Genomic DNA, 22,054 nt, shown 5'->3' with positions numbered 1-22,054 from the left:
GGACCGTCAGGCCAGGCCGGCGGCCTGCAGCTCGGCGGCGCTGCGCAGGATGCAGAACTCGTTGCCCTCGGGGTCGGCCAGCACGACCCAGCCGCCGCCGTCGGGCGTGCGGCGGTCGGCGACGACCGTCGCGCCGAGGGAGAGCAGGCGCTCCAGCTCCTCGTCGCGCGTGCGGTCGGTGGCGCGCAGGTCGAGGTGCAGGCGGTTCTTGATCTCCTTGGGCTCCGGGACCTCGATGAAGAGGACGTGGCCGTGGCTCTCCGCCGGGGCGTCGTGGTCGGCGGGCGGCACGATCATGCACTCCTCGTGGCCGGGCAGGTTGGGGTCGCCCGGCACGTCCGTGTAGCCGAGCACCTGGTTCCACCACTGGGACTGGGCGTAGGCGTCGCGGGCGTCGAAGGTCGTGTGCGAGATGCGTGAGGTCATGCGGGGTATCAGAGCACGTCATCGCCCCGGCTCCCCAGGCCATATCGCCGCGCGTCCCCCTATCCTGCGTTCAGTCCCCGCACCTCACCCCTGGAGTCCCCCGGCATGGCCGACGTCGAAGCCACCCTCTGGTCGGTCGCCCTGTCGGTGGCGGCCTGCGCGTTCTGGGCGGTGTGGCTCGCGCACTCCGTGCGCGTCGACCCGCGCCGGCTGCGCAACGGCTTCCTCGCGCTCGCCGTCGTGTACACGGCGACGGCGTTGGTCGGGCAGCTGGTGGCCCTGGCGCCCGGCGGCGAGACCGTCATGGGGGTGGCCTCGTTCCTGGTGGTCGGCCTCCTCGCGCTGGGCGTCCTGGTGCTGCCGGTGTTCCTCGTGGTCAACGGGCTGACGATGGTGCGCCGGGAGCGCCGCAGCCTGGGCAACCTGATGTCGCTGCTGCTGGGGCTGGCGATGCTGGCGGCGCCGTTCGTCGTCGTCGCGCCGTTCGTGCTCGACGTCCCCTGGACCCTCGGGCTGGTGGTCGGGCTGATGCTGGGCACGGCCTGGCTCGGGTTCGTCTTCCTGGGCTTCGTGGCGCAGACGCTGCTCTACCGGCGCTTCGCGGCGCGGGTGCCCGCGCACGGCGTGATCGTGCTGGGCTCCAAGGTGGTCGGCGGCCGGGTGCCGCCGCTGCTGGCGGCGCGGCTCCGGGCCGGCGTCGAGGCGGCCGAGCGGCTGGGGGCCGACGGCGGGCCCGTGCCGATCGTGCCGTCGGGCGGGCAGGGCGCGGACGAGGACCGGCCCGAGGGCGTCGCCATGGGGGAGTGGCTCACCGACCACGGCGTGCCCGCCGACCGCGTGCTCGTCGAGGACCGCGCGCGCACCACCCGGGAGAACCTCACGCTCGGCGTCGCGCTGCTGCGCGAGCACGGCGCCCCGGGGCCGTACCTCGTCGCGACGAACAACTTCCACGCCCCCCGCGCCGCGCTCGAGGCGATGGACCTGGGCCTCGACGTGCACGCGGTGGGCGCACCGACGGCCGGCTACTTCTTCCCCAGCGCGTACCTGCGCGAGTTCGTCGCGGTGCTGCGGCGCCGCCCGGCGGTGCACGTCGTGGCGGCCGTCGGCGTCGTCCTCGTCACGGCGCTGGTGACGTTCCTCGCCGTCACCGGGCGGTAGGCCCGGGGACGGCGAGGAAGGGGCCTCAGCCGACCAGGACGGCGTCGCCCTCGGCGTCGGGCACGGCCTGGAGGTGCCGGCCCTCGTCGGGCCGGCTGCCGCGCGGCCGCGGGATGAACAGCACGATCACCGCGCCGACGGCCGCTGCGACGGCGCCGATGACGAAGCAGAGCTGGAACGCCCCGCCCGTCGGGATGGCGGGGGTGCCCGGGGCCAGGACGGTGGTCTGGCTGGTCAGGACGATCGCCATGACGGCGCCGGCCACCGTGGTGCCGATGGAGCGCATGAGGCTGTTGAGGCCGACGCTCGCGGCGGACTCCGTGGCCGGCACGTTGGTGAGGATCAGCGTGGGCATCGCGGCGTACCCGATGCCGACGCCGGCCGACGCCACGCAGGACGCGAGCATGAGCTGCCACGGCGCGTCCATGAGGAACACGGCCACCACGTAGCCGAGGGCCAGGACGGTCGCGCCGATCGCCATCGTGCTGCGCCCGCCGAGGCGGGTCAGGAGGTGGGACGAGACCGGCGTGAACGCCATCATCATCAGCCCGGCCGGGGCCATCCACAGCCCGGCCTCGAGGATCGTCTGGCCCAGGCCGTAGCCCGTGGCCTCCGGCATCTGCAGGAGCTGCGGCACGACGATGGACTGCGCCATCATGCCGAAGCCGATGAGCACGGCGGCGATGTTGGTGAGCAGCACCGGCCGGCGGGCCGTGGTGCGCAGGTCGACCAGCGGGTCGTGGTGGCGCAGCTCGTACCAGCCCCACAGGAGCAGCACGAGGACGCCTCCCACGATCATGCCGAGCGTGCTGGCCTGGTCCCAGCCCCAGTCGTTGCCCTTGGACACGCCGACGAGCACGCCGACGAGGCCGATCGCCAGGCCGATGGCGCCGACGACGTCGAGCCGGCCGGGGTGGGCGTCGCGCACGTGCGGCACGACGACGAGGGTGGCCACCGTCATGACGGCGGCGAGGCCGGCCGAGACCCAGAACAGGACGTGCCAGTCGAAGTCCTGGGCGATCCACGCGGCCAGGGGGAGGCCGAGCGCGCCGCCGACGCCGAGCGTGGCGCTGATGCCGGCGACGGCGGTGTTGCGCAGGTGCGCGGGGGCGGTCTCGCGGACCATGCTGATCGCGACGGGGATGTAGCCCATGGCGACGCCCTGCAGCACGCGGCCCACGATCATCGGGCCCACGGAGTCGGACAGGGCGCAGACGACGGAGCCGACCACGAGGATCGCGGCCGACACGACGAGGACCGGCTTCTTGCCGTACAGGTCGGCGAGGCGGCCGGTGACCGGCATGGCGACGCCGCCGCCGAGGAGCGTGGCCGTGACGACCCACGACGTGTTGCTGGCGGTGGTGCCGAGCAGGTCGGGCAGCTCGCTCTGGATCGGGATCACCAGGGACTGCATGAGGGCCGCGCACAGGCTGCTGAACGCGAGGACGACGATGACGGCGACCGCGCGGGCGGACGACCGTGACGCCGGCGGGGCGTCGGGGGAGGGGGACGAGCTCACGGCACACCTCGGGATGTGTAAGTTACATAAGACCATGTGTATGCTACCTACATATCTCCCCGCGTCAACCCTGGAGGGATCCCGATGCCGTCCGAGACACCGTCGTCCGCGTCGTCGACATCAGCCCGCGGCCCCGCCGCGACCCGTCCCATGACCGCGTCCGCGCCGTTCGGCACGGGCCCCGACCTGCCCGCCGACCGCCGCGTGGCGTCGCTCCTCGTGCGCCTCGACGTCAACCGCCGGATCGCGGAGCACCACAGCGAGCTCGGCACGGCCGACGGGCGGCTGCTGTGGCTCCTCTCCGACGGTCGCCCCCGCACGCTGCGGGAGATCGCCGACGCCCTGCGGCTCGAGCAGTCGACGGTGAACCGCCAGGTCAACGCGGCGCTCGCCGCGGGGTTCCTGCGCCGCTTCACCGAGGCCGGCCGGCCCGCCCGCCTGATCGAGCCCACGGCCGAGGGGCTCACCGCCTTCGAGCGGGCCACGACCCGCGCGCTCGGCGCCTACGCCGACGGGCTGGCCGTCCTCGGCGACGAGGCGGGAGCGTTCCTCGACCTCCTCGAACGGTTCACGCAGGCCTACGGCGAGGCCGTCCGCGACGCCTAGCCGAGGCTCCCCGGCGGGCCCGGTCGACCACCGGCGAGCGCGGGTGTCCGGTCGTACCGTGAAGGCATCGTCAGATCGACCGCAGGGCCGCCGACGGCCCGTCGGAAGGAGCGAGCGATGAACTGTTACGAGTGCGCCACCGGGTTCGACCGCGTGACGCCGGCGGTGGCGACCTGCTCCACGTGCGGCGCCGGGGCCTGCCTGGAGCACGTGCGGGTCGGGGCGGCCGTCGTGCACGAGCACACGCCGGGCAACCCCACCCTGTACCGGCTGCCGGGGCGACGGTTGTACGACGTGACGTGCGCCCCGCCGGGATCGGTGACCTGGCAGGAGGTCGCCGCCGGCGAGAAGCCGAGCGTCTGACGGCCGCGTCGCCGCGGCTCGATCCAGATCCTGCCCGATTTCGGGCAGGATCTGGCATGTCGCGGGGGACGCGCGCATGATGTCCCGGTGACCGACGCCGATCTCGTCGCCCGCATCGCGACCTCCACGGGGCTCTCCCCGTCCGAGGCAGCGCGGGTCGTCGAGGACGTCCTCGCCTGGTACCGCGAACCGGTCGAGGACTACGTGCGTCGGCGGCACGCGACGTTGCGCACCTACGGGCGCCGCAACGAGGAGATCTACACGCAGATCGCCGCCGAGCTCCGCGACCGCCTCGTGGCGGCGCCGGAGCTCACGGAGCGCCAGGTCCGGCGCGCCATCTACGGCTAGACACCTACGGCTAGGAGCAACCGTCCCATGTGCGGAATCGTCGGCTACGTCGGCCCCCAGCAGGCAGCACCCGTCCTCGTCGAGGGCCTCACGCGCCTGGAGTACCGCGGCTACGACTCGGCGGGCATCGCCGTGCTCAACCCGCGCTCGACGGCGCACCCGTCGCGCGTGGTGCGCGCCAAGGGCCGTGTGCGCGACCTCGAGGCCGCGCTCCCGGCGCGCCTCACCGGCACCGTCGGGATCGGGCACACGCGCTGGGCCACCCACGGCGAGCCCAGCGAGCGCAACGCGCACCCGCACACCTCGTACGACGGCCGCGTGCACGTGGTGCACAACGGCATCATCGACAACTTCCACGTGCTGCGCTCGCGGCTCGCGGCCGACGGCGTCGAGCTCACCTCGGACACCGACACGGAGGTCGTGGCGCACCTCGTGGCCCGCGAGCTCGCGGCCGGCCTCGGCTTCGAGGACGCCGTGCGGGCGGCGGTCGCGCAGATCGACGGCACCTACGCCCTCGCGGTGGTGGACGTGCAGGCCCCCGACCGCGTGGTCGTGGCGCGCAACGGTTCGCCGCTGCTGCTCGGCGTCGGCGACGGCGAGATGTTCGTGGCCTCCGACGCCGCCGCGATCGTGCGCCACACCAGCCAGGTGGTGCTGCTCGACGACGGCGACTTCGCCTCCGTCTCCGCCGACGGGTTCCGCACGTTCACGGCCGACGAGGAGCACACGGCCCGCGACGCCGTGACGATCGACCTCACCGTCGAGGAGCTGGAGCTGGGCGGCCACGCCCACTTCATGCACAAGGAGATCCACGAGCAGCCCGAGTCCGTGGAGCGGATGCTCTCCGGCCGCCTCGACGACCGCTTCGGCACCGCCAAGCTGGACGGCCTCAACCTGGACCCGCGCCAGCTGCGCCGCTTCGCGCGCGTGAAGATCCTCGGCTGCGGCTCCGCGTACTACGTGGGCCAGCTCGGGGCGTCGATGATCGAGGACCTGGCGCGCATCCCCGCCGACGCCGAGCCCGCCAGCGAGTTCCGCTACCGCAACCCGATCATCGAGCCGAGCACCCTGTACGTGGTGGTCAGCCAGTCCGGCGAGACCGCGGACACCCTGTTCGCCGTCCGCGAGGTGCAGCGCAAGGGCGGCACCGTCGTCGGGCTCGTCAACGCCGTCGGGTCGTCGATCGCCCGTGAGGTGGACGGCGGCATCTACCTGCACGCCGGCCCGGAGGTGGCCGTCGCGTCGACGAAGGCGCTCACGCACATGGGCGTCGGGTTCGCGCTGCTCGCGCTGGCGCTGGGCCGTGTGCGCGACCTGTCCTTCGCGGACGGCAAGCGGATCATCGCGGGCCTGCGGGCGGTCCCCGGCCAGATCGCCGAGATCCTGGGCGGCGAGGAGGACCTCGCCGGGGCCGCGAAGGAGCTGTCCGAGGCGCCCAGCCTGTTCTTCATCGGGCGGGTCCGGGGCTACCCGGTGGCGCGCGAGGGCGCACAGAAGTTCAAGGAGATCACCTACCGCCACGCGGAGGCGTACCCCACCAGCGAGCTCAAGCACGGCCCGCTCGCGCTCATCAGCCCCGAGCTGCCGACGGTCGCGATCATGCCGGCGGACGACCTGCTGGAGCGCAACATCACCGCGGCGCAGGAGATCCGCGCCCGCGGGGGCGCCGTCGTCGCGATCACCCACCCGGGCGTCGAGCTCGGGGACGCGGCCACGCGCCGCATCGAGGTGCCGCGCAACGAGGTGGAGCTCGACCCGATCCTGCTGACGATCCCCACCCAGCTGCTCGGCTACCACGCGGCGGTCGCCCTCGGGGAGGACGTGGACCGGCCGCGCAACCTGGCCAAGTCCGTCACCGTCGAGTGACGACGGCGGCGGGGGTGGTGCGGCTCAGCCGCCGATCTCGTCGAGGAGCTGCCGCACCCCCTCGCCGTCCATCAGGCCGATGACGTTGCCGGCCGGGTCGGTGAACCAGGCGCCGTCGCCGCCCTCCATGAAGCCGCGCGCGACGCCCTTCTCGTCCTGGTCGAAGCCGTCGTACCGCTCCAGGGTGAGGCCCTTGGCGACCAGGTCGTCCACCACCGGGTCGACGTCGTCGACCGCCAGGTGGAAGACGGTGAACGCCGCGGGGGTGTGGTCCTCCTTCGGGTAGACGAACACCGGGGCGCCCGCGCCGAGGTGGAGCACCAGGCCCATGCCCTCGTCGAGGGTGGTGACGCGGAGCCCGAGGGTGTCCGTGTAGAAGCTGCGTGCCGCGTCGAGGTCGTCCACCGAGAAGCTGGAGAACCCGCGCCGAGTCGTGACCATCGCCGTTCCACTCCTTCGTGCCGCCGGTCCCCGCGCGTGGGGAGCCGCCACGAGGGTGCCGGACCCCTCCAGGATCCGTCCGGCTGGGCGCGCACGCCGCTCCCGCCGGGGGAGCGCCGGGTGAAAACCTCGCCCTCGCCGCGGGCGCGTCAGGCCGGGGCGTCCGACGGGTCGGGCTGCTCCTCGACCTTCACGGCCTTGAGCTCGGGCGTGAACGCGAACAGCGCGCCGTCCTGGGCGCCCACCCACCAGCCGCCGCAGACGCGGGTGGAGTCCAGCTCCTGGCCGGACGGCCACCAGGCGGCCTTGAGCGTGGCGTCCACGCGGTAGTCGTCGACGGTGAGGCCGTCGCGGGCCGGCTTCGCGACCAGCGGGTGGTCGGCGTCGACGGCCGCGCACTCCGCGGGGAGGTCGGCCAGGGCGGCGTCCATCGTGAGGATGACCTCGTCGCCCGTGGTGCGGAAGACGCCGCGGACGTCGGCGGCGCCGTCGGGCACCCACGACGGCAGGACGTCGGCGGCCTTGCCGCTCGCGCCGCTGTCGTACGAGAACGCCCGGGTGTGGCCCGAGCTCCGGTCCTGCAGCGCCTCGGTGATCGCGCCGCAGGCCGTGGTCGTGACGGCGACGACGGAGGCGAGGGCCAGCACGCCGACGCCGCGGTAGCGCCGGGAGGCGGAGGTCGTGACGGTGGAGAGGTCGGTCGGGGTGCTGTGGCGGGGCTCGTGGTGCGTCATGTCCACGACGCTACGAACGGGCAGGGGGCGCCGTCGTCGGCCCGGGAGCGGAACCTGCGGGGCCGCGCGTACGACCGGGGGAGGACGCCGGGCTCAGGGGCGGCTCAGGGGGTCACCCCGAGGGGTCACCGCGCGGCGGGCGCCAGGAACTCCCGCACCAGCGGCGTCGCCACCGCCGCGCCCTCGTGGAAGTAGGCGTGCCGCAGCCCCGGCAGCACCTCGACGCGGGCGCCGGGCACCCGGTCGCCGAGCAGCGTCGCGTTGACCGCGGGGGCGAGGACGTCGTCCGCGCCGTGCAGCACCAGCGTGGGCGCCAGCACCCGCGGCAGGTGCTCCCAGGCGTCGTGCCCGTCGCTGGCACGCAGGTGGTCGCGCCGGGCCTGCGGCGTCATCGACGGGTCGCCCTCGACCGTCGTCGGGCCGGGGTGGGCCTCGAGCCAGGCGGGCGTGTACATGAGGTCGAGCAGGGCGCGCCGCGCCGCGCGCCGGTCGGGCTGCACCATCGCGCGCCGCACCTCCCGCGTGCGCTCGACGGCGTGCGCGCCGCCCGGCGTCGTGCAGCCCAGCACCAGCCGGTCGAGCCGGTGCGGGTGGTCGACGGCGAACCACTGCGCCACGCGCCCGCCCATCGAGGTGCCGTAGACGTCCGCGCGCTCGAGCCGCAGGTCGTCGAGGACGGCGGCCACGTCGCCCGCGAGCCGGCGGGCGGTGAGCTCCCGGTCCGTGGGGCCGGAGGCGCCGGTGCCGCGCCAGTCGAGCGTGATCGTGCGGCGGCCGTCGCCCAGGCCGGCGCGGACCGGGTCCCACCAGCGGTGCGAGTTGGCCTGGCCGGCGAGCAGCACGAGCGGCGGGCCCTCGCCGTGCACCTGGTAGGCGATCGTGGCGGAGTCCTCGGCGATCGCGAACGGCACGGGGACCACCCTAGGGGGGCCCGGGTCGACGTTCGCCGCGCGCAACGAAGCGTTTCGACCTACCGTCCTGATGACGGTGTCAACCCGACACGTCGATCGTGACCGGACTGGTGCCAGGGGGCGCAGTGAAGACATCGTCGGTTCAGCAGCGCCTCGGCGCGGTCCTGGGGGCCGCCGCCCTCGCCCTCGGCGTCGGGGTGGCCTCCGTGCTCGTCGCCCCGCCGGCCGGCGCGTCCTCCGGCGTCGTGGCGCCGCTGCCTGCGAAGACGTACTCCCTCTCGTCGTACTACGGGCCCCGCTGCATGCCCGTCGCGGGCGCGTCGACGTGGCACCTCGGGCAGGACATGGGCGCCGCGCGCGGCGTCCGCGTGGGCGCCATCGCCGACGGCGTCGTGCTGAAGGCGGGCGCGACCCCCGGCTTCGGCCAGGTCGTGGTGGTGCGGCACACCATCGGCGGGCGCACCGTCTCGTCCGTGTACGGGCACGTGGTCGACGGCGACCGGTACGTGCGCGCGGGCCAGAAGGTCTCCGCGGGGCAGCGCATCGCCGACGTCGGCTCCAGCGGCAACTCCACCGGCCCGCACCTGCACCTCGAGGTGTGGAACGGCGTCTACGGCGCGGGCGCGACGCACACCGACCCGCTCACCTACCTCCGCGGCCGCGGGGTCGACCTGCGCGCCACCGCGACGCGGGTCGCCGTGCGCAGCACGCCCACGTCGTGCACGTACTACGCGAGCAGCCAGGTCAACCTGCGCTCCGGGCCGTCGACCACGTCGCCCGTGCTCGCCGTCGTGCCGCGGGCCGCGACGCTCACCGCGAAGCCGGGCGCCGCGTCGGGCACCTGGCGGCAGGTGACGTACGGAGCGCGCACCGGCTGGGTCTCCGCCTCCTACGTGACCCCGCGCCGGCCCGCGACCGCCCCGCCGACGACCACCGCGCCGGCCGCGCCGACGGCGAAGACGGCGTACGTGAACGTCGCGTCGCTCAACCTGCGCACGGGCGCCTCGACGTCGTCCGGGGTGGTGGCGCACCTGGCGAAGGGCACGAAGGTGACGCGGGTGGCCGCGCCGTCGAAGGGCTGGGTGAAGATCACGACGGGCGGGCGCACCGGCTACGTGTGGGCGGCGTACCTGACCTCCACGGCCCCGGCGAAGCCGACCACGCCCACCGCGCCGACGGCGACCGTGGCGTACGTGAACGCGGCGTCGCTGAACCTGCGCGCGAAGCCGTCGACGGCGTCGGCCGTCGTGGCCCGCCTGGCGAAGGGCACCAAGGTGACGCAGGTGGCCGCGCCGTCCAAGGGCTGGGTCAAGGTCAAGGCCGGCACCCGCACCGGGTACGTCGCGACGTCCTACCTGACCACCAAGGCGCCGGCGACCAAGCCCGGCACGACGACGCCCGCCGCCAAGGTCTCCTACGTGACCGTCGCGTCGCTCAACCTGCGGGCCAAGGCGTCGACGTCGTCGTCCGTGCTCGCCCGGCTGGCGAAGGGCACCAAGGTGACGCACGTCGGCGCGGCGTCGAAGGGGTGGCAGAAGGTGACCGTCGGCAAGCGCACCGGCTTCGTCTCGACCGCCTACCTGTCGGCGACCAAGCCGCGCTGAGCCGCGGGCCTCCGGTCCAGGCGGGCCGCGCCGGCCGCCGCGGCGACGGCGACGGCGCTGGTGGCCGTCGACACGGCGACCACGCCGCCCCACCCGGCGCCGTCCCAGACGTGCGTCGTGACGGCGCCCATGACGGCGCTGCCGACGTAGTAGGCGAAGAGGTAGGCGCTGGACGCCTGCGCGGTGCCGCGGCCCTGCCGGTGCGCGCGGTCCACCGCCCAGCCGCTGACCAGCGAGTGCGCGCAGAAGAACCCGACGGTGAGGACGCCGAGGCCCAGGACGACGGTCGTCACGGACGGCGGCGCCGTGAGGGCCACGCCCGCGGCGAGGAGCAGCAGCCCGACGACCACGGCGGTGCCGCGCCCGCGCCGTCGCGCCAGCAGCTGCGCGACGGACGGGGTGACGATCCCCACCGGGTACGCCAGGTACACGAGGGTGACGGCGCTACCGAGGGAGAACGGCGGGGCCTCGAGCCGGAACGCGACGGCGTTGTACACGCCGACGAACGTGCCCATGCTGGCGAAGCCCACCGCGCACAGGAGCGCGACGACGGGGTCGCGCAGGGCCGACGCCGTGCCCGTGACCACGCTCGCGAGGCGCAGCGGCCGCGGCGTGAACCGGGCCGGCCTCGGCACCAGCACCCACAGGGCGCCGGCGGCCAGCAGCGTCGTGACGCCGAGGACCTCGGTGGCCAGCGGCCAGCCGCCGATCGCCGCGAGCGGGCCGGGCACGAGGCGGCCGACGGCGCCGCCCACCGCCGTCCCCGCGATGTACGCGGCGTTGGCGCGCGCGTGGGCGCCGGGGTGCATCTCCTCGCGCAGGTAGGCGAGCGCGACGGCGGGCAGGCCGGCCAGCGCGACGCCGGCCAGGCCGCGCAGCACGAGGAGGCTGCCCCACGTCGGGGCGAAGGCGCTCGCGAGGCCCAGCACGCCGGACGCCAGCAGCGACCAGCGCATCACCTCGACCCGGCCGAACCGGTCCGCGACCGGGCCCACGGCGAGCAGCGCGACCGCCATCGCCGCCGTCGTCACGGACAGGACCTGCGCGGACGCGCCCGCCGACACGTCGTAGTGCGCCGCGACCTGCGGCAGCAGCGGCTGCACGTAGTAGAGCAGGGAGAAGTTCGCGAGCCCGCCGGCCATCAGGCCCAGCAGCGTGCGGCGGTACGCCCGCGACCCGGGGCGGTGGCCCTCCAGGGGCGCGACGGCGGAGCGCGGGGAGCCGGAGAGCTCGGGGGCGGCGGTCACCGGTCCACGGTGCCCCCGGCGCGTCGATGCGCAAAATGGTCCGGACGCGTCGTCTGATGCCAGAATCGCATCTGAGTCGAGGAGGCCGGATGGACGAGCAGACGCTGCGGGTGTTCCTGTCGCTGTGCGAGACGGAGAGCACCCGCGACACGGCGGCGCTGCTGCGGGTGGACCAGTCGACCGTGTCGCGCACGCTGGCGCGGCTGGAGGCGGGGCTCGGCGTCGAGCTGTTCCGCCGGCACGGCCGCCGCATCGCCCTCAACCGCGCGGGCCTCGGGTTCCGGGCGGACGCCGCGCGCGTCCTCGACGAGATCGAGGTGGCCCGCCGGCACGTGCGGCAGGAGGCCCTCGGCGCGCGGACGGTGCGGCTCGGCTTCCTGCAGTCCGTCGCGCGCTGGCTGGTGCCGCGCGTCGTGGCCGACCTGCGCCGCGACGACCCGGCGCGACGCTTCGAGCTGCGCCAGGGCTTCGCCCAGGACCTGTTCGGCTGGCTCGACGACGACGTCCTCGACCTCGCCCTCGTCACCCCGCCGCCGACGACCCGCCCCACGGGCTGGCGGCTGCTGCACGAGCAGGTGCTGTGCGTCGCCGTCCCGCCCGGGCACCGGCTCGCGGGCCGGGCCGGGGTCGGCGTGGGCGACCTGCAGGGGGAGCGGTTCGTCGCGTTCTCCCGCACCACCGAGCTGCGCGGCGTCGTCGAGGGGATGCTCGGCGCGCACGACGTGGAGGTGGAGATCGCCTTCGAGTCCAGCGAGGTCGACACCATCCGCGGGCTGGTCGCCGCCGGCCTCGGCGTCGCCGTGCTGCCCCGCCCCGAGCGGCCCGACGCCGCCGACCCCGTCTACGTGCCCCTGCGCCCCCGCACCACCCGCCGGCTCGGCGTGGCCTGGCCCGACCGGGCACGCCAGCCCGCGGTGGTCGGGCTGCTCTCCTGATCCTCGCGACACGACGCCGGGGCGGCCCGCCCCCCCGGACGGTCCCACCCCGGCGCCGCGCCGTCGTCAGCCCCTCGTCAGGCGCAGGTGCCCGCGAAGGTCGCGCGCGTGACGACGTCCGTGTCCGCGGCGGACGTGTCGAGCCACACGGCTCGCTGCCCGTCGCCGAGGGCCGGCGCCAGCTGCGCGCCGGTCGAGCAGGTCACGGCGCCCCACACGGCGGAGCCGGCGACGACGTCGGCCGTCGGCGCGACCTTCACCTTCGGCGGTCCCTGCCACGACCCGAGCGCGCCCCAGATGTCGTACGTCGAGTACGCGAGGTACGAGTCCGTCACGGAGAACTGCGCCAGGTAGAGCGACGCCGCGGTCCTGACCTTGGCCGCCTGCGACAGGTCGGCCAGCGGCGCCGACGAGAGCGACGTGGACGGCAGGAGGAAGTGCTGGTCGTCGCTGTAGAAGACGCGGTCGGACGTGAGCTGGATGTCCGAGACCAGCCCGAAGAGGAAGCCGCTGATGCGCTTCTTCTGCGTCTCGCCCGACGCGAGGTCGTGCACGTAGACCCAGGTGCCGTCGTCGCCCGCCCAGGCGACCGTGCCCTGCCGCATGGTCAGCGTGCTCGCGACGGTGCCCGCCTCGGGGGTGAGGTTGGTGGTGGTGCCGTCGTCGGTGCGGACCATCACGTCGGTCTCGCCGTCGGGCGTGGTGCGCAGCCACGCGAGCGTGCCGTTCGCGGTCACGGGCTCGGTCTCGTCCGCGCCGGGCTCGTCCACGACACGCTTGATCGCGCCCTGACCCTTGTCGCCGACGCCGTAGATGCCGACGCCGTCCGCGGTGATCCTGGTGAAGACCACGCGCCGGGAGTCGACCGACGGGTCGAGCAGGAAGGCGCCCTCCTCGGCGACCTCGTGCCCGCTGCTGCCGTGCGGCTTGCTGAACCGTCCCACCGTGAGGCCGAACCTGTTCGCGCCCTGGTCCCAGGCGATCGCGTCGCCGTGGCTGATGACGTACGTGTCGCCGGAGACCTGCGCGGCCTCCTGGTCGACGCCGCCGTACAGCTCGTAGGCGGGGATCACCTGCGTCGCCAGGACGGTGCCGTCCTGGGTGCCGGCGCGCTGCTCCCAGCCCTCGGAGATGCCGTGCGCGTCGAACGCGGCGTCGACGGCGTCGAGCACGTCGTCGGAGACGTCGAGCGACTGTGCCGCCAGCGTCACGGCGTCGCGCATCGCGGTGTACCCCGACAGCGGCGTGAGGTAGTTCTGGGCCGCCCGGTACACGATCTGGTCGGCGAGCCGCGGGTCGATCTCCTTGCGCAGGTCCCACAGGGCCCCGCCCACGATGGTCGAGTTGTAGTGCACGCCGCCGTTGTCGATGTCGAGGGTGATCATCTCGTAGTCGTCCTGCGTGGTGCGCCCGTCGTTCAGGTCGCGCAGCGCGCAGTCCTCGAGCGTGCCCTCGCCGTTGCACAGGTACTCGCCCACGTAGCCGGACGTCGGGTCGTCCATGGCGATGCCCTTGTCGGCGGTCTCCATCGCGTTGCCGAAGTAGTCCGAGATCGCCTCGTTGAGCGCGCCCGACTGGTTGAGGTAGACGAGGCCGGCCGAGTGCTCCGTGACGCCGTGGGTCATCTCGTGCCCGACGACGTCCAGGCCCACCGACAGCGGTACGCCGTCCATGTGGCCGTAGACCATCTTGGAGCCGTCCCAGAACGCGTTGGCGTAGTCCTTGCCGTTGCTCGACACGTTGACGACGGAGTACATCGTGCCGCCCTCGCCGTCCACGCCGTCGCGCCCGAGCTCGTCGGCGAGGAACTCGTACACCTTGCCCGCGTTGACGTGCGCGTCGACGGCGCCGGAGGTGGTGCTCGCGCCGCCGAAGACGTCCGTGGCGGACGAGACGAGCGGCACCGACTCCGGCACCGGCCCGCCGGCCAGGTCGAGGTACGGGGCGCGCTCCGCGTCGTACGTGCGCAGCTGGCCGCCGGTGGCGTCGAACATCGACCGCGACGAGTCGACGAGGGTGAACGTCCCGTCGCCCTCGCGGTTCGCCTGCAGGGTCACCGCGCTGCCGTCCATGCGGGTGCCGGTCGCCTCGACCGGGTCGGCGTCGACGGCGTCCACGTTGTTGTACGACAGGACGACGCCGCCCACGTGCGCGTCGACGTACACCTCCTGGCGCACCGGGCTGCCGTCGGGCAGCGCGCCACGGACCGTGAAGTGCCAGGTCAGGGAGCCGCCGGACGCGTCGGGCAGCACGACGAGCCCGCCGCGCCCCACCTCGGCGCCGACGACGCGGCGCAGCGTGGGGTCGAGGGTCGTGAGGCGACCCTGGGCGGTCGCCTCGCTCACGGTCGGCGTCGTCGCCACCGTGAGGTCGGTGTACAGGGTGCCCGTGGCGGAGGTGACCTCCTGGGCGGGCGCCGCGGACCGCGCCGTCGCGGACCGCTCCGTCTGCACCGCGTACTGCGCGCCGAACACCGGCACGCCGTCGTGCCGCTGCTGGAGGCGCACCGCGGTCTGCGCGCCGTCGGTGGTGGTGCGGACGACCTGCAGGTCCGCCGCGGGGACGTCGTACAGGTCCTCGTGGTCGGCCATGTAGGCCAGTGCCGCCTGCCGCGGCGTCCCCGCGCGCGGTGCGTCGTCCAGCCCCTGCGTCGTCGCCGGGGCCACCGCCACCCCGGCGGGCGCCGCCGTCGTCGGTGCCGGGGTCTCGTCGCCCCACGCGGGCGCGGCCAGCACCACGGCGCCGGTCGTCGCCGTGGCGAGGCCCGCAGCGAGGATGCGTCGTGCTCGTCGTGTCGTCACCAGTACCCTCCCGTCCCGTGCGCGAGGCGTGCCCTCGCGCTCGATGCCGAGAAGGCTCTCCGGGGCCGGAGCCCCGGGCAAGGACCTGCGCCGGGCGCAAAGGCGCCACGGCGCAAAGCCGCCGTCACGGCTGCGGGAGGTCGTCCAGCCAGCCCGCGTCCGCGGCCCGCCAGCCGAGCTGGAACCGGGTCGCCGCGCCCACCGCCGACATGAGGGTCTGCAGGCGGCGCTGCACCGTGCGGTGCCCCATGCCCAGCCGGTGCGCGATCGAGGCGTCCGTCAGCCCGACACGCAGCAGCGCGAGGATGCGTCGGTCCACCACGTCGGGGCGGGCGTCCCCCTCGTCCTCGCCGTCGTCGCGGGGCAGCCCGAGCGGCCAGCCCCCGCGGAACGACTGCTCGAACAGGGTGCTCAGGGCGGTGAGCAGGCCGCTGCGGTGCACCACCAGCGACACCGGCTCCTCCGTCTGGTCGCGGACCGGGTCGAGGGGGAGGAGTGCCACGTCGTCGTCGGCGAGCACGAGCTTGATCGGCACGTCCTCCGACACCCGGATGTGCTGGCCCAGCTCGACGAAGCCGCCGAGGGCGCGCAGCGAGGCCGGCTCGTCCAGCCAGCGGACGTCCATCACGGTGCGGATCGCGACCCCGCGCTCCATCGCGCCGCGCTCGGCCTCGTCGAAGTTGTCCGCGAACGTGATGACCACGGTGCGGCTCGGGGTCGGCATCATCGTGCGGACCTGGTGGCGCGCCTCGTGCTGCATCGTCAGCAGCCGACGGCGGATCGCCGCCTGCCCCACGACCACCTCGACCGGCCCGCCCCCGGTGCGCGACTGCGCGGCCCGGTGCCGGTCGGTGAGCTCCGCGACGGCCTCCTCCACCTCCCGCAGCGCGGCGCGGCGGGCGTCCAGCAGGGGAGCGAGCGCCAGGGTCGGGGACGTCGCCCGGTAGCGGACGACGACGTCGTCCCGCTCGGCGACGGCGAGCCCCAGCGCGACGAGTCGCTCCAGCATCGCGGTGACGGCCGCCGGCAGCGCCGGCCCGGCGCCCGGCGGGAGCAGGTCGGCGACCGTGCTGCCCGGCTGGTCCACGAGCTGTCGGTAGACGGCGTCCTGACCCGCGTCGAAGCCGGTCAGGGCCGCGATCGGCGGGCCCGGGACCGCGCCCGCGTCGTCGGGGGCGTCACGCTCTGTCAGCATCGGCCAGAACGTACCGCGTGCACGTCACGGCGGCGTGTCGGGCGGGCTACGCTGCCCGAGCCCGGCGACCGCAGCTCGGCGACCGCAGCCCGGCGACCACGAACGAGAGGCCTGCGATGGCATCCCCCCAGCCCGTCCCGCGCCCCGGCCGAGCCGGGGTCGTGGAGGCCGCCGCGCGCGTCGCGACCGACGACGACCTCCGCCGCCGGCTCCAGCGCCGCACGCTCACCGTCGTCGTCGCGAGCCAGGTGCTGGGCGGCGCGGGGCTCGCGGCGGGCGTCACCGTGGGCGCGCTGCTCGCGCAGGAGATGCTGGGCGGGGAGGGCCTCGCCGGGCTGCCGACGGCCCTGTTCACCCTCGGGTCGGCGCTCGCGGCCTTCCTCGTCGGGCGGATCACGCAGCGCGCCGGGCGACGGGTCGGCCTCGGGCTGGGCTTCGCGGCGGGCGGCCTGGGCGCCGTCGGCGTGGTCACCGCGGCGGCGCTCGACGTCGTGCCGCTGCTGCTGGTGTCGCTGTTCGTCTATGGCGCGGGCACGTCGACCAACCTGCAGGCCCGGTACGCGGGCACCGACCTCGCGGCGCCCGACCGCCGGGCGACGGCGGCGAGCGTCGCCATGGTCTCGACGACGCTCGGCGCGGTCGCCGGCCCCAACCTCGTGGAGCCGCTGGGCGGCCTCGCGACGTCGCTGGGCCTCCCCGCCCTGGCCGGGCCGTTCCTGCTCGCGGCGGTCGCGTTCCTCGCCGCCGGGGCCACCCTGTTCGCGTTCCTGCGGCCCGACCCGTTCCTCGTCGCCCAGGAGCTCGCGCGGTCCGACGGCGCGCCCGTCGCCGCGGTGCCCGACGGTGACGGGCGCGGTCGGAGGGTGCCCGCGGGCGTCGTCGTCGGCGCGACCGTGATGGTGCTGACGCAGGTCGCGATGGTCGCGATCATGACGATGACCCCCGTGCACATGCGCGGCCACGGCCACGACCTGAGCGACGTCGGCCTCGTCATCGGCATCCACGTGGCCGCGATGTTCCTGCCCTCGCTCGTCACGGGCGCCCTCGTGGACCGGGTGGGGCGGGTGCCGATGGCCGTGGCCGCCGGCGTGACGCTGCTGCTCGCGGGCGTCACGGGCGCCGTGGCGCCGGGCGACTCGATGGGCCTCCTGATCCTGTCGCTCGCGCTGCTCGGCCTCGGCTGGAACTTCGGCCTCATCTCGGGCACCGCGCTCATCGTGGACGCGACCACCCCCGCGACGCGCGCCCGCACGCAGGGCACCGTCGACGTGCTCATCGCCCTCGCGGGCGCGGGCGGCGGCGCGATGTCCGGCGTCGTCATGGCCGGGTCGAGCTACGCCACCCTGGCCCTCGGCGGCGGCATCCTGTCGCTGCTGCTGATCCCGGTGCTGTTCCTCACCCGCGGGACGGCGCGGGCGTGAGCGCCGCGGACAGGGACCGGACGAGGCCGTCGACAGCGCCGGGCACCGCGCGGTAGTACGCCCAGCGGCCGCGCTGCTCGCGCTCGAGCAGGCCCGCCTCGACGAGGATCTTGAGGTGGTGGCTGACGGTCGGCTGCGAGAGGCCCACGGGCTCGGTGAGGTCGCAGACGCACGCCTCGTGCCCGTCGTGCGCCGCCACGATCGAGACGAGCTGCACTCGGGTGGGGTCGGCCAGGGCCTTGAGCTGCCGGGCCAGGTCCCGGGCGGTTCCGGGGTCGATGACGTCTCCCACGGACGGGGCGCAGCAGCCTGCCACGGCGCCGGGGTCCGGCCGGTCCGCCAGAGGGAGCTCGATCGTCGTCATGCCCGCCATCCTCGCACATATTGACAACCGTCGATAGGTGCATCACCATCGACCCATCGACGGACGTCGATGCATGCCGACGGAGATGTCAGGAGCGGTGATGAGCGAGATCGTGCGGAACGAGCTGCCGGTGGTCGTGATCGGTGCGGGCCCGGTGGGCCTGGCGGCGGCGGCGCACCTCCTGGAGCGCGGGCTGGAACCGCTGGTGCTGGAGGCGGGGGAGCGGGCGGGCGCAGCGATCGCGTCCTGGGGCCACGTGCGGCTCTTCTCGCCGTGGCGGTACGACGTCGACGCCGCGGCGCGGCGCCTGCTCGAGCCGACGGGCTGGGACGCGCCGGACCCCGACGCGCTCCCGACGGGCCGCGAGCTCGTGGACGCCTACCTCGCGCCGCTGGCCGCGACGCCGCAGCTCGCGCCGCGGATCCGTACCGGCGTGCGGGTGCTCGCCGTGGCGCGGGACGGCGCGGACAAGACGCGCTCGCTCGGCCGCGAGCGGCGCGGCTACCGGGTGCGCACGGTGGGCGCCGACGGCCGCGTGGCCGACGTGCTCGCGCGCGCCGTCGTCGACGCCTCGGGGACGTTCTCGACGTCGAACCCGCTCGGGGTGAGCGGCCTGCCCGCCGCGGGCGAGGGCGAGGCCGCGCCGTTCGTCACGGGGCCGTTGCCCGACGTCCTCGGCGCGGACCGTGAGCGGTTCGCCGGGCGGCACACGCTGGTCGTGGGGATGGGGCACTCCGCGGCGAACACCCTGCTGAACCTGGTCGAGCTGTCGGAGGCCGCGCCGGGCACCACGATCACGTGGGCGATACGCGGCGGCTCGGCGCGCCGTCTGTTCGGGGGCGGGGTCGACGACGAGCTGCCCGCCCGCGGGCTCCTCGGCACCCGCCTGCGCGAGGCCGTCGACGCCGGGCGGCTGCGCCTGCTGACCCGGGTGTCGATCGAGCGGCTGGTCCCCGGCCCCGAGTCGGTGCAGGTGCTCGGGACGGCCAAGCAGGAGCCCCTGGCCCTGGACGTCCACGCGATCGTCAACGCCACCGGCTTCCGCCCCGACCTGGGCATGCTGCGCGAGGTGCGCCTCGGCCTCGACCCCGTCGTCGAGGCCCCGAGCGCGCTGGCGCCGCTCATCGACCCCAACCAGCACTCCTGCGGCACCGTGCCGCCGCACGGCGAGGCGGTGCTGTCCCACCCGGACGACGGCTTCTACCTCGTGGGCATGAAGTCCTACGGCCGCGCGCCGACGTTCCTGCTGGCCACCGGGTACGAGCAGGTGCGCTCCGTCGCCGCGGCGCTCGCCGGGGACCGGGCGGCCGCCGACGCCGTCGAGCTGGACCTCCCCGCCACCGGGGTGTGCTCCTCCGACCTGGCCCTGACGGCCGACGACGAGGCCGGCGGCTCGTGCTGCGGCACCGCCCCGAGCGAGCCGCAGCTCGTCACGCTCGGCGTGGGCGCCCCCGCCGGGGTCGGCTTCGCCTCGGGCGTCGCGCACGGCCGTGCGGGCGACGGCGAGGACGCCTGAAGGCGGCGACGGGGTCAGTGGGCGACCGGGTCGACGCCGAGCGACGCGAGCAGCTCGAGCACCCGGCGCCTGATCTCGTCGCGGATGGGGCGCACGGCCTCGATGCCCTGCCCGGCGGGGTCGTCGAGCTCCCAGTCCTCGTACCGCTTGCCGGGGAAGATCGGGCAGGCGTCGCCGCAGCCCATGGTGATGACGACGTCGGAGGCCTGGACGGCGTCGGTGGTGAGGATCTTGGGCTGCTCGGCGGTGATGTCGATGCCGGCCTCGGTCATCGCCTCGACGGCGACGGGGTTGATGCGGTCGGCGGGCATCGAGCCCGCGGAGCGGACCTCCACGGCCCCGCCGGACAGGCTGCGCAGGAAGCCCGCAGCCATCTGGGAGCGGCCGGCGTTGTGCACGCAGACGAACAGGGCGGACGGCCGGTCGGCGGCGTCGGGACGGTCGGGCATGCCCTCATATTGATCGATGTCGATCTGCGGGCGCAAGGCCTGCGCGGACGCGCGGGTCCGGGGGTGCCGGTCAGGACTGCGGCTCGACCGGCCCGTCCTCACCGGCCACCAGCTCGCCGCAGCTGGTCTCCTGCGCCGTGACGACCACCGGCTCGTCGGGGCCGGCGCCGCGCGCCACGGTGGACTCCTCGCCGTTCGTGGCCGCGAGCGCGTCGTCGTCCAGGTCCACGAACGTGCGCGTCACGGTGAACGTCTCGCCCTTGCCGGTCGTGGCGTTCAGGCCTGCGAGGCGCAGAGCGCCGTCGACCTCCGTGCAGCCGACGCCGGTGCCGTGGCCCGTGAAGCCCTTGTCGAACGTGTAGGCGTCGCCGGCGAGGTTCTGCGTGGCGGCGAGGTCGCAGTCCGCCGCGGAGTACAGCTGGACCTCGCGGCCGGTGTCGACCAGGGCGACCGGCGCCGTGCCGTCGCCCGCCGCGACCACGTTCACCACGGCGGACGCGCGCTGCGGGCTCGCGGAGTCGACGGCGACGGAGAACGTGGCGCCGGACGCCGTGGTGATGCCGAACCGGCGGTCCGGGCCGCCGGTGAGCCAGGCGGTGTCCGCCTCGCCGTCACCGTCGACGTCCACCACCTCGTGGGTGTCCGCGCCGGACGGCGTGCCGTCGTCGGTGGCGGGACAGCCCGCCGCGCCCGTGGGGTCGGTCGAGGCGTCCGGGGTGCCCGTCCCGTCGGGCGTGGGGTCCGTGGCGCCGGTGGCCGGGTCGTCGGCGGACGTCGTGGCCGTGGGGCTCGGCGCGGCGGCGGGCGCCCCGCCGCCGCTGCCGCGCACGACCAGCCATGCGACGACGGCGACCGCCACGACCGCCACGACGACGACCACCCGCCAGGTCCACGGGCTGCGGGCGGGGGAGGTGGGCTCGGGGGAGGTGCTCATGTTCCCCAGGCAATCACCGTCAGGCGGGGTCGTGCACCCCGTGGAGGCGTGCGTGCAGGGCGCGGACCTCGTCCGCGAGCTCCGGGGCGGGGCCGCGGGTCGGCACCCCGGGCGCGACCTCGCCCACGGGCAGCGGGGCGACCGGGCCGGCGGGGACGCCCCACTCCTGCAGCCATGCGCCGAGCTGTGCGGTGCCGGTGGCGTAGACGATCGGGCCGAGCCCTACCCACGCGTGCGCCGCGCTGCACATGGGGCAGTGCTCGCCGGACGTGTACACGGTGGCCTCGCGCCGCTCCTGCGGCGTCAGGTGCTCGGCCGCCCAGCGGGCGATCTCGAACTCCGGGTGGCGGGTCTGGTCGCCGCCCTTGACGCGGTTGCGGTCCTCGAACCGCACCACGCCGCCCGCGTCGACGAGGAGCGAGCCGAACGGCTCGTCCCCGTCCTCCAGCGCCTCGCGGGCGAGGTCCACGCACCGGCGCAGGTGCGGCAGGTCGTCGGCGGTCGGTGCCGGAGAGCTCTGGTATCCCATGTGGCCATCATCGCCCACGGCCCGCCCGTCCGGGAGGTCAGGCGGCGGGCGATGCCGCCAGCTGGCTCCGGACGGCGGCGGTGACCCGAGCGTCGTCACCCGTGGCGAGCAGATCGAGCAGCGCGCCCCTCAGCAGCGCGAGGACGGCGGTGCGCCGGGCCAGCCCGCCGGCCGAGCCGCGCTCGGCCGGCGGCTGGTGGCCGGCGAGGACGCCGAGCCAGTCCTCGACCGTGGCTCGCGCGAAACCGTGCCAGGGCCCGTCCGCCCCCTCCGTGGCGACCAGGGACCGGGCGTACGACTCCGCCCAGAGCCGCAGCAGCGGCCGGTGCGCCGGGTCCGCCAGCCAGTCCCACACGTGCCCCGCCGCGTCGGTCAGTCCGCGGGCGTCCGCACCGTCGCCCGCCGCGCCGAGCCGCCCCAGGATCCCCATCTCGTCCTCGCGGGCGCGGGCGAGCAGCGCGCGCACCAGCCCGTCCTTGGAGCCGAACAGCAGGATCAGCACCCGCGGGCTGGACCCCACGGCGGCCGCGAGCGGGCGCAGCGAGATGTCGGCCAGGCCGTGCTCCAGGGTGTAGCGGTAGGCGGCCTCGAGCAGCTCGGCCCGGCGGGGGGAGGGGGGTGGTGCCTGGCGGGTCATGCGGGCTATCCTAGTCGGCAGTGAAACAGTCGTTTCAGTCGGCGGCAGCC

General features: G+C 75.2%; 22 protein-coding genes. 9 read left to right on the top strand and 13 right to left on the bottom strand.

Translation table 11 applies throughout. The features are described 5' to 3' along the window. Positions 1 to 6: 6 nt before the first annotated feature. Positions 7 to 426 carry a VOC family protein gene (locus ACFU5J_RS01415; RefSeq protein ID WP_430573522.1) on the bottom strand — a complete coding sequence of 140 codons (420 nt, stop codon included), beginning with the start codon at positions 424 to 426 and terminating at the stop codon, positions 7 to 9. A 105-nt stretch (positions 427 to 531) separates the two neighbouring features. Between ACFU5J_RS01415 and ACFU5J_RS01410 the strand changes: the two genes are divergently transcribed. Then, entirely contained in the window at positions 532 to 1,584 is a 1,053-nt protein-coding gene (locus ACFU5J_RS01410) for a YdcF family protein (RefSeq protein WP_430577561.1), read from the top strand. A 25-nt stretch (positions 1,585 to 1,609) separates the two neighbouring features. Here ACFU5J_RS01410 and ACFU5J_RS01405 read toward each other — a convergent pair whose 3' ends face one another. Next, positions 1,610 to 3,103 (bottom strand): MFS transporter, encoded by a 1,494-nt coding sequence (locus ACFU5J_RS01405; RefSeq protein ID WP_430573520.1) that lies wholly within the window; start codon positions 3,101 to 3,103, stop codon positions 1,610 to 1,612. A 150-nt stretch (positions 3,104 to 3,253) separates the two neighbouring features. On the opposite strand from ACFU5J_RS01405, the gene ACFU5J_RS01400 reads away from it, so the two are divergent. The 4 genes from ACFU5J_RS01400 (at position 3,254) to glmS (ending at position 6,286) form a co-directional block, all read left to right on the top strand. Continuing rightward, positions 3,254 to 3,709, top strand: a complete 456-nt coding sequence (locus tag ACFU5J_RS01400; RefSeq protein ID WP_430577560.1) for a MarR family winged helix-turn-helix transcriptional regulator — start codon at positions 3,254 to 3,256, stop codon at positions 3,707 to 3,709. 117 nt (positions 3,710 to 3,826) lie between these two features. Then, the gene (locus ACFU5J_RS01395; RefSeq protein WP_430573518.1) at positions 3,827 to 4,072 is read left to right on the top strand and encodes a DUF2180 family protein; all 246 of its coding nucleotides are present in this window, start codon (positions 3,827 to 3,829) and stop codon (positions 4,070 to 4,072) included. Between the two features lie 87 nt (positions 4,073 to 4,159). After that, the gene (locus tag ACFU5J_RS01390; RefSeq protein WP_430573517.1) at positions 4,160 to 4,420 is read left to right on the top strand and encodes a hypothetical protein; all 261 of its coding nucleotides are present in this window, start codon (positions 4,160 to 4,162) and stop codon (positions 4,418 to 4,420) included. Between the two features lie 27 nt (positions 4,421 to 4,447). Continuing rightward, positions 4,448 to 6,286 (top strand): glutamine--fructose-6-phosphate transaminase (isomerizing), encoded by a 1,839-nt coding sequence (gene glmS / locus ACFU5J_RS01385; protein WP_430573516.1) that lies wholly within the window; start codon positions 4,448 to 4,450, stop codon positions 6,284 to 6,286. A 24-nt stretch (positions 6,287 to 6,310) separates the two neighbouring features. On the opposite strand, the gene ACFU5J_RS01380 is transcribed toward glmS, so the two are convergent. From ACFU5J_RS01380 to ACFU5J_RS01370, 3 genes are all read right to left on the bottom strand, one after another. After that, positions 6,311 to 6,727 (bottom strand): VOC family protein, encoded by a 417-nt coding sequence (locus tag ACFU5J_RS01380; protein WP_430573515.1) that lies wholly within the window; start codon positions 6,725 to 6,727, stop codon positions 6,311 to 6,313. Between the two features lie 149 nt (positions 6,728 to 6,876). Next, on the bottom strand, positions 6,877 to 7,461 hold the full coding sequence (locus tag ACFU5J_RS01375; protein WP_430577559.1) for a hypothetical protein: 585 nt from the start codon (positions 7,459 to 7,461) through the stop codon (positions 6,877 to 6,879). Positions 7,462 to 7,586: 125 nt separating this feature from the next. Then, positions 7,587 to 8,372 carry an alpha/beta fold hydrolase gene (locus ACFU5J_RS01370; RefSeq protein ID WP_430577558.1) on the bottom strand — a complete coding sequence of 262 codons (786 nt, stop codon included), beginning with the start codon at positions 8,370 to 8,372 and terminating at the stop codon, positions 7,587 to 7,589. 125 nt (positions 8,373 to 8,497) lie between these two features. On the opposite strand from ACFU5J_RS01370, the gene ACFU5J_RS01365 reads away from it, so the two are divergent. Beyond that, entirely contained in the window at positions 8,498 to 9,976 is a 1,479-nt protein-coding gene (locus tag ACFU5J_RS01365; RefSeq protein ID WP_430577557.1) for an SH3 domain-containing protein, read from the top strand. On the opposite strand, the gene ACFU5J_RS01360 is transcribed toward ACFU5J_RS01365, so the two are convergent. Next, positions 9,949 to 11,223, bottom strand: a complete 1,275-nt coding sequence (locus tag ACFU5J_RS01360; protein ID WP_430577556.1) for an MFS transporter — start codon at positions 11,221 to 11,223, stop codon at positions 9,949 to 9,951. The genes ACFU5J_RS01365 and ACFU5J_RS01360 overlap by 28 nt on opposite strands. A gap of 89 nt (positions 11,224 to 11,312) precedes the next feature. Here ACFU5J_RS01360 and ACFU5J_RS01355 point away from each other — a divergent pair, with 89 nt between their 5' ends. Then, positions 11,313 to 12,158: a LysR family transcriptional regulator gene (locus ACFU5J_RS01355; protein ID WP_430573510.1), complete on the top strand. Its 846-nt coding sequence runs from the start codon at positions 11,313 to 11,315 to the stop codon at positions 12,156 to 12,158. 77 nt (positions 12,159 to 12,235) lie between these two features. Here the strand turns inward: ACFU5J_RS01355 and ACFU5J_RS01350 are convergent, their stop codons facing one another. Both ACFU5J_RS01350 and ACFU5J_RS01345 read right to left on the bottom strand, forming a co-directional pair. After that, positions 12,236 to 14,959, bottom strand: coding sequence for a M4 family metallopeptidase (locus tag ACFU5J_RS01350; RefSeq protein ID WP_430577555.1), 2,724 nt, complete (start codon positions 14,957 to 14,959; stop codon positions 12,236 to 12,238). A 124-nt stretch (positions 14,960 to 15,083) separates the two neighbouring features. Continuing rightward, positions 15,084 to 16,154 carry a hypothetical protein gene (locus tag ACFU5J_RS01345; protein WP_430573508.1) on the bottom strand — a complete coding sequence of 357 codons (1,071 nt, stop codon included), beginning with the start codon at positions 16,152 to 16,154 and terminating at the stop codon, positions 15,084 to 15,086. 116 nt (positions 16,155 to 16,270) lie between these two features. Here ACFU5J_RS01345 and ACFU5J_RS01340 point away from each other — a divergent pair, with 116 nt between their 5' ends. Beyond that, complete coding sequence (locus ACFU5J_RS01340) at positions 16,271 to 17,575, top strand: MFS transporter (RefSeq protein WP_430573507.1); 1,305 nt, start codon at positions 16,271 to 16,273, stop codon at positions 17,573 to 17,575. Here ACFU5J_RS01340 and ACFU5J_RS01335 read toward each other — a convergent pair. After that, the gene (locus ACFU5J_RS01335) at positions 17,550 to 17,939 is read right to left on the bottom strand and encodes an ArsR/SmtB family transcription factor (protein ID WP_430573506.1); all 390 of its coding nucleotides are present in this window, start codon (positions 17,937 to 17,939) and stop codon (positions 17,550 to 17,552) included. The genes ACFU5J_RS01340 and ACFU5J_RS01335 overlap by 26 nt on opposite strands. Positions 17,940 to 18,039: 100 nt before the next feature. Between ACFU5J_RS01335 and ACFU5J_RS01330 the strand changes: the two genes are divergently transcribed. After that, positions 18,040 to 19,455 carry an FAD-dependent oxidoreductase gene (locus ACFU5J_RS01330; RefSeq protein ID WP_430577554.1) on the top strand — a complete coding sequence of 472 codons (1,416 nt, stop codon included), beginning with the start codon at positions 18,040 to 18,042 and terminating at the stop codon, positions 19,453 to 19,455. 14 nt (positions 19,456 to 19,469) lie between these two features. Here ACFU5J_RS01330 and ACFU5J_RS01325 read toward each other — a convergent pair whose 3' ends face one another. The 4 genes from ACFU5J_RS01325 to ACFU5J_RS01310 form a co-directional block, all read right to left on the bottom strand. Beyond that, entirely contained in the window at positions 19,470 to 19,904 is a 435-nt protein-coding gene (locus ACFU5J_RS01325) for an arsenate reductase ArsC (RefSeq protein WP_430573504.1), read from the bottom strand. 70 nt (positions 19,905 to 19,974) lie between these two features. Next, the gene (locus ACFU5J_RS01320; RefSeq protein ID WP_430573503.1) at positions 19,975 to 20,838 is read right to left on the bottom strand and encodes a hypothetical protein; all 864 of its coding nucleotides are present in this window, start codon (positions 20,836 to 20,838) and stop codon (positions 19,975 to 19,977) included. A 19-nt stretch (positions 20,839 to 20,857) separates the two neighbouring features. Then, complete coding sequence (locus ACFU5J_RS01315; protein WP_430577553.1) at positions 20,858 to 21,367, bottom strand: nucleoside deaminase; 510 nt, start codon at positions 21,365 to 21,367, stop codon at positions 20,858 to 20,860. A gap of 37 nt (positions 21,368 to 21,404) precedes the next feature. Beyond that, positions 21,405 to 22,004: a TetR/AcrR family transcriptional regulator gene (locus ACFU5J_RS01310; protein WP_430577552.1), complete on the bottom strand. Its 600-nt coding sequence runs from the start codon at positions 22,002 to 22,004 to the stop codon at positions 21,405 to 21,407. Between the last annotated feature and the right edge of the window lie 50 nt (positions 22,005 to 22,054).

The organism is Isoptericola sp. NPDC057559 (genome assembly GCF_042801555.1).
Taxonomy (GTDB): Bacteria; Actinomycetota; Actinomycetes; order Actinomycetales; family Cellulomonadaceae; genus Isoptericola.
The sequence above is the reverse complement of the archived record's forward strand: the minus strand, read 5'-3'. Positions and strand labels throughout refer to the sequence as shown.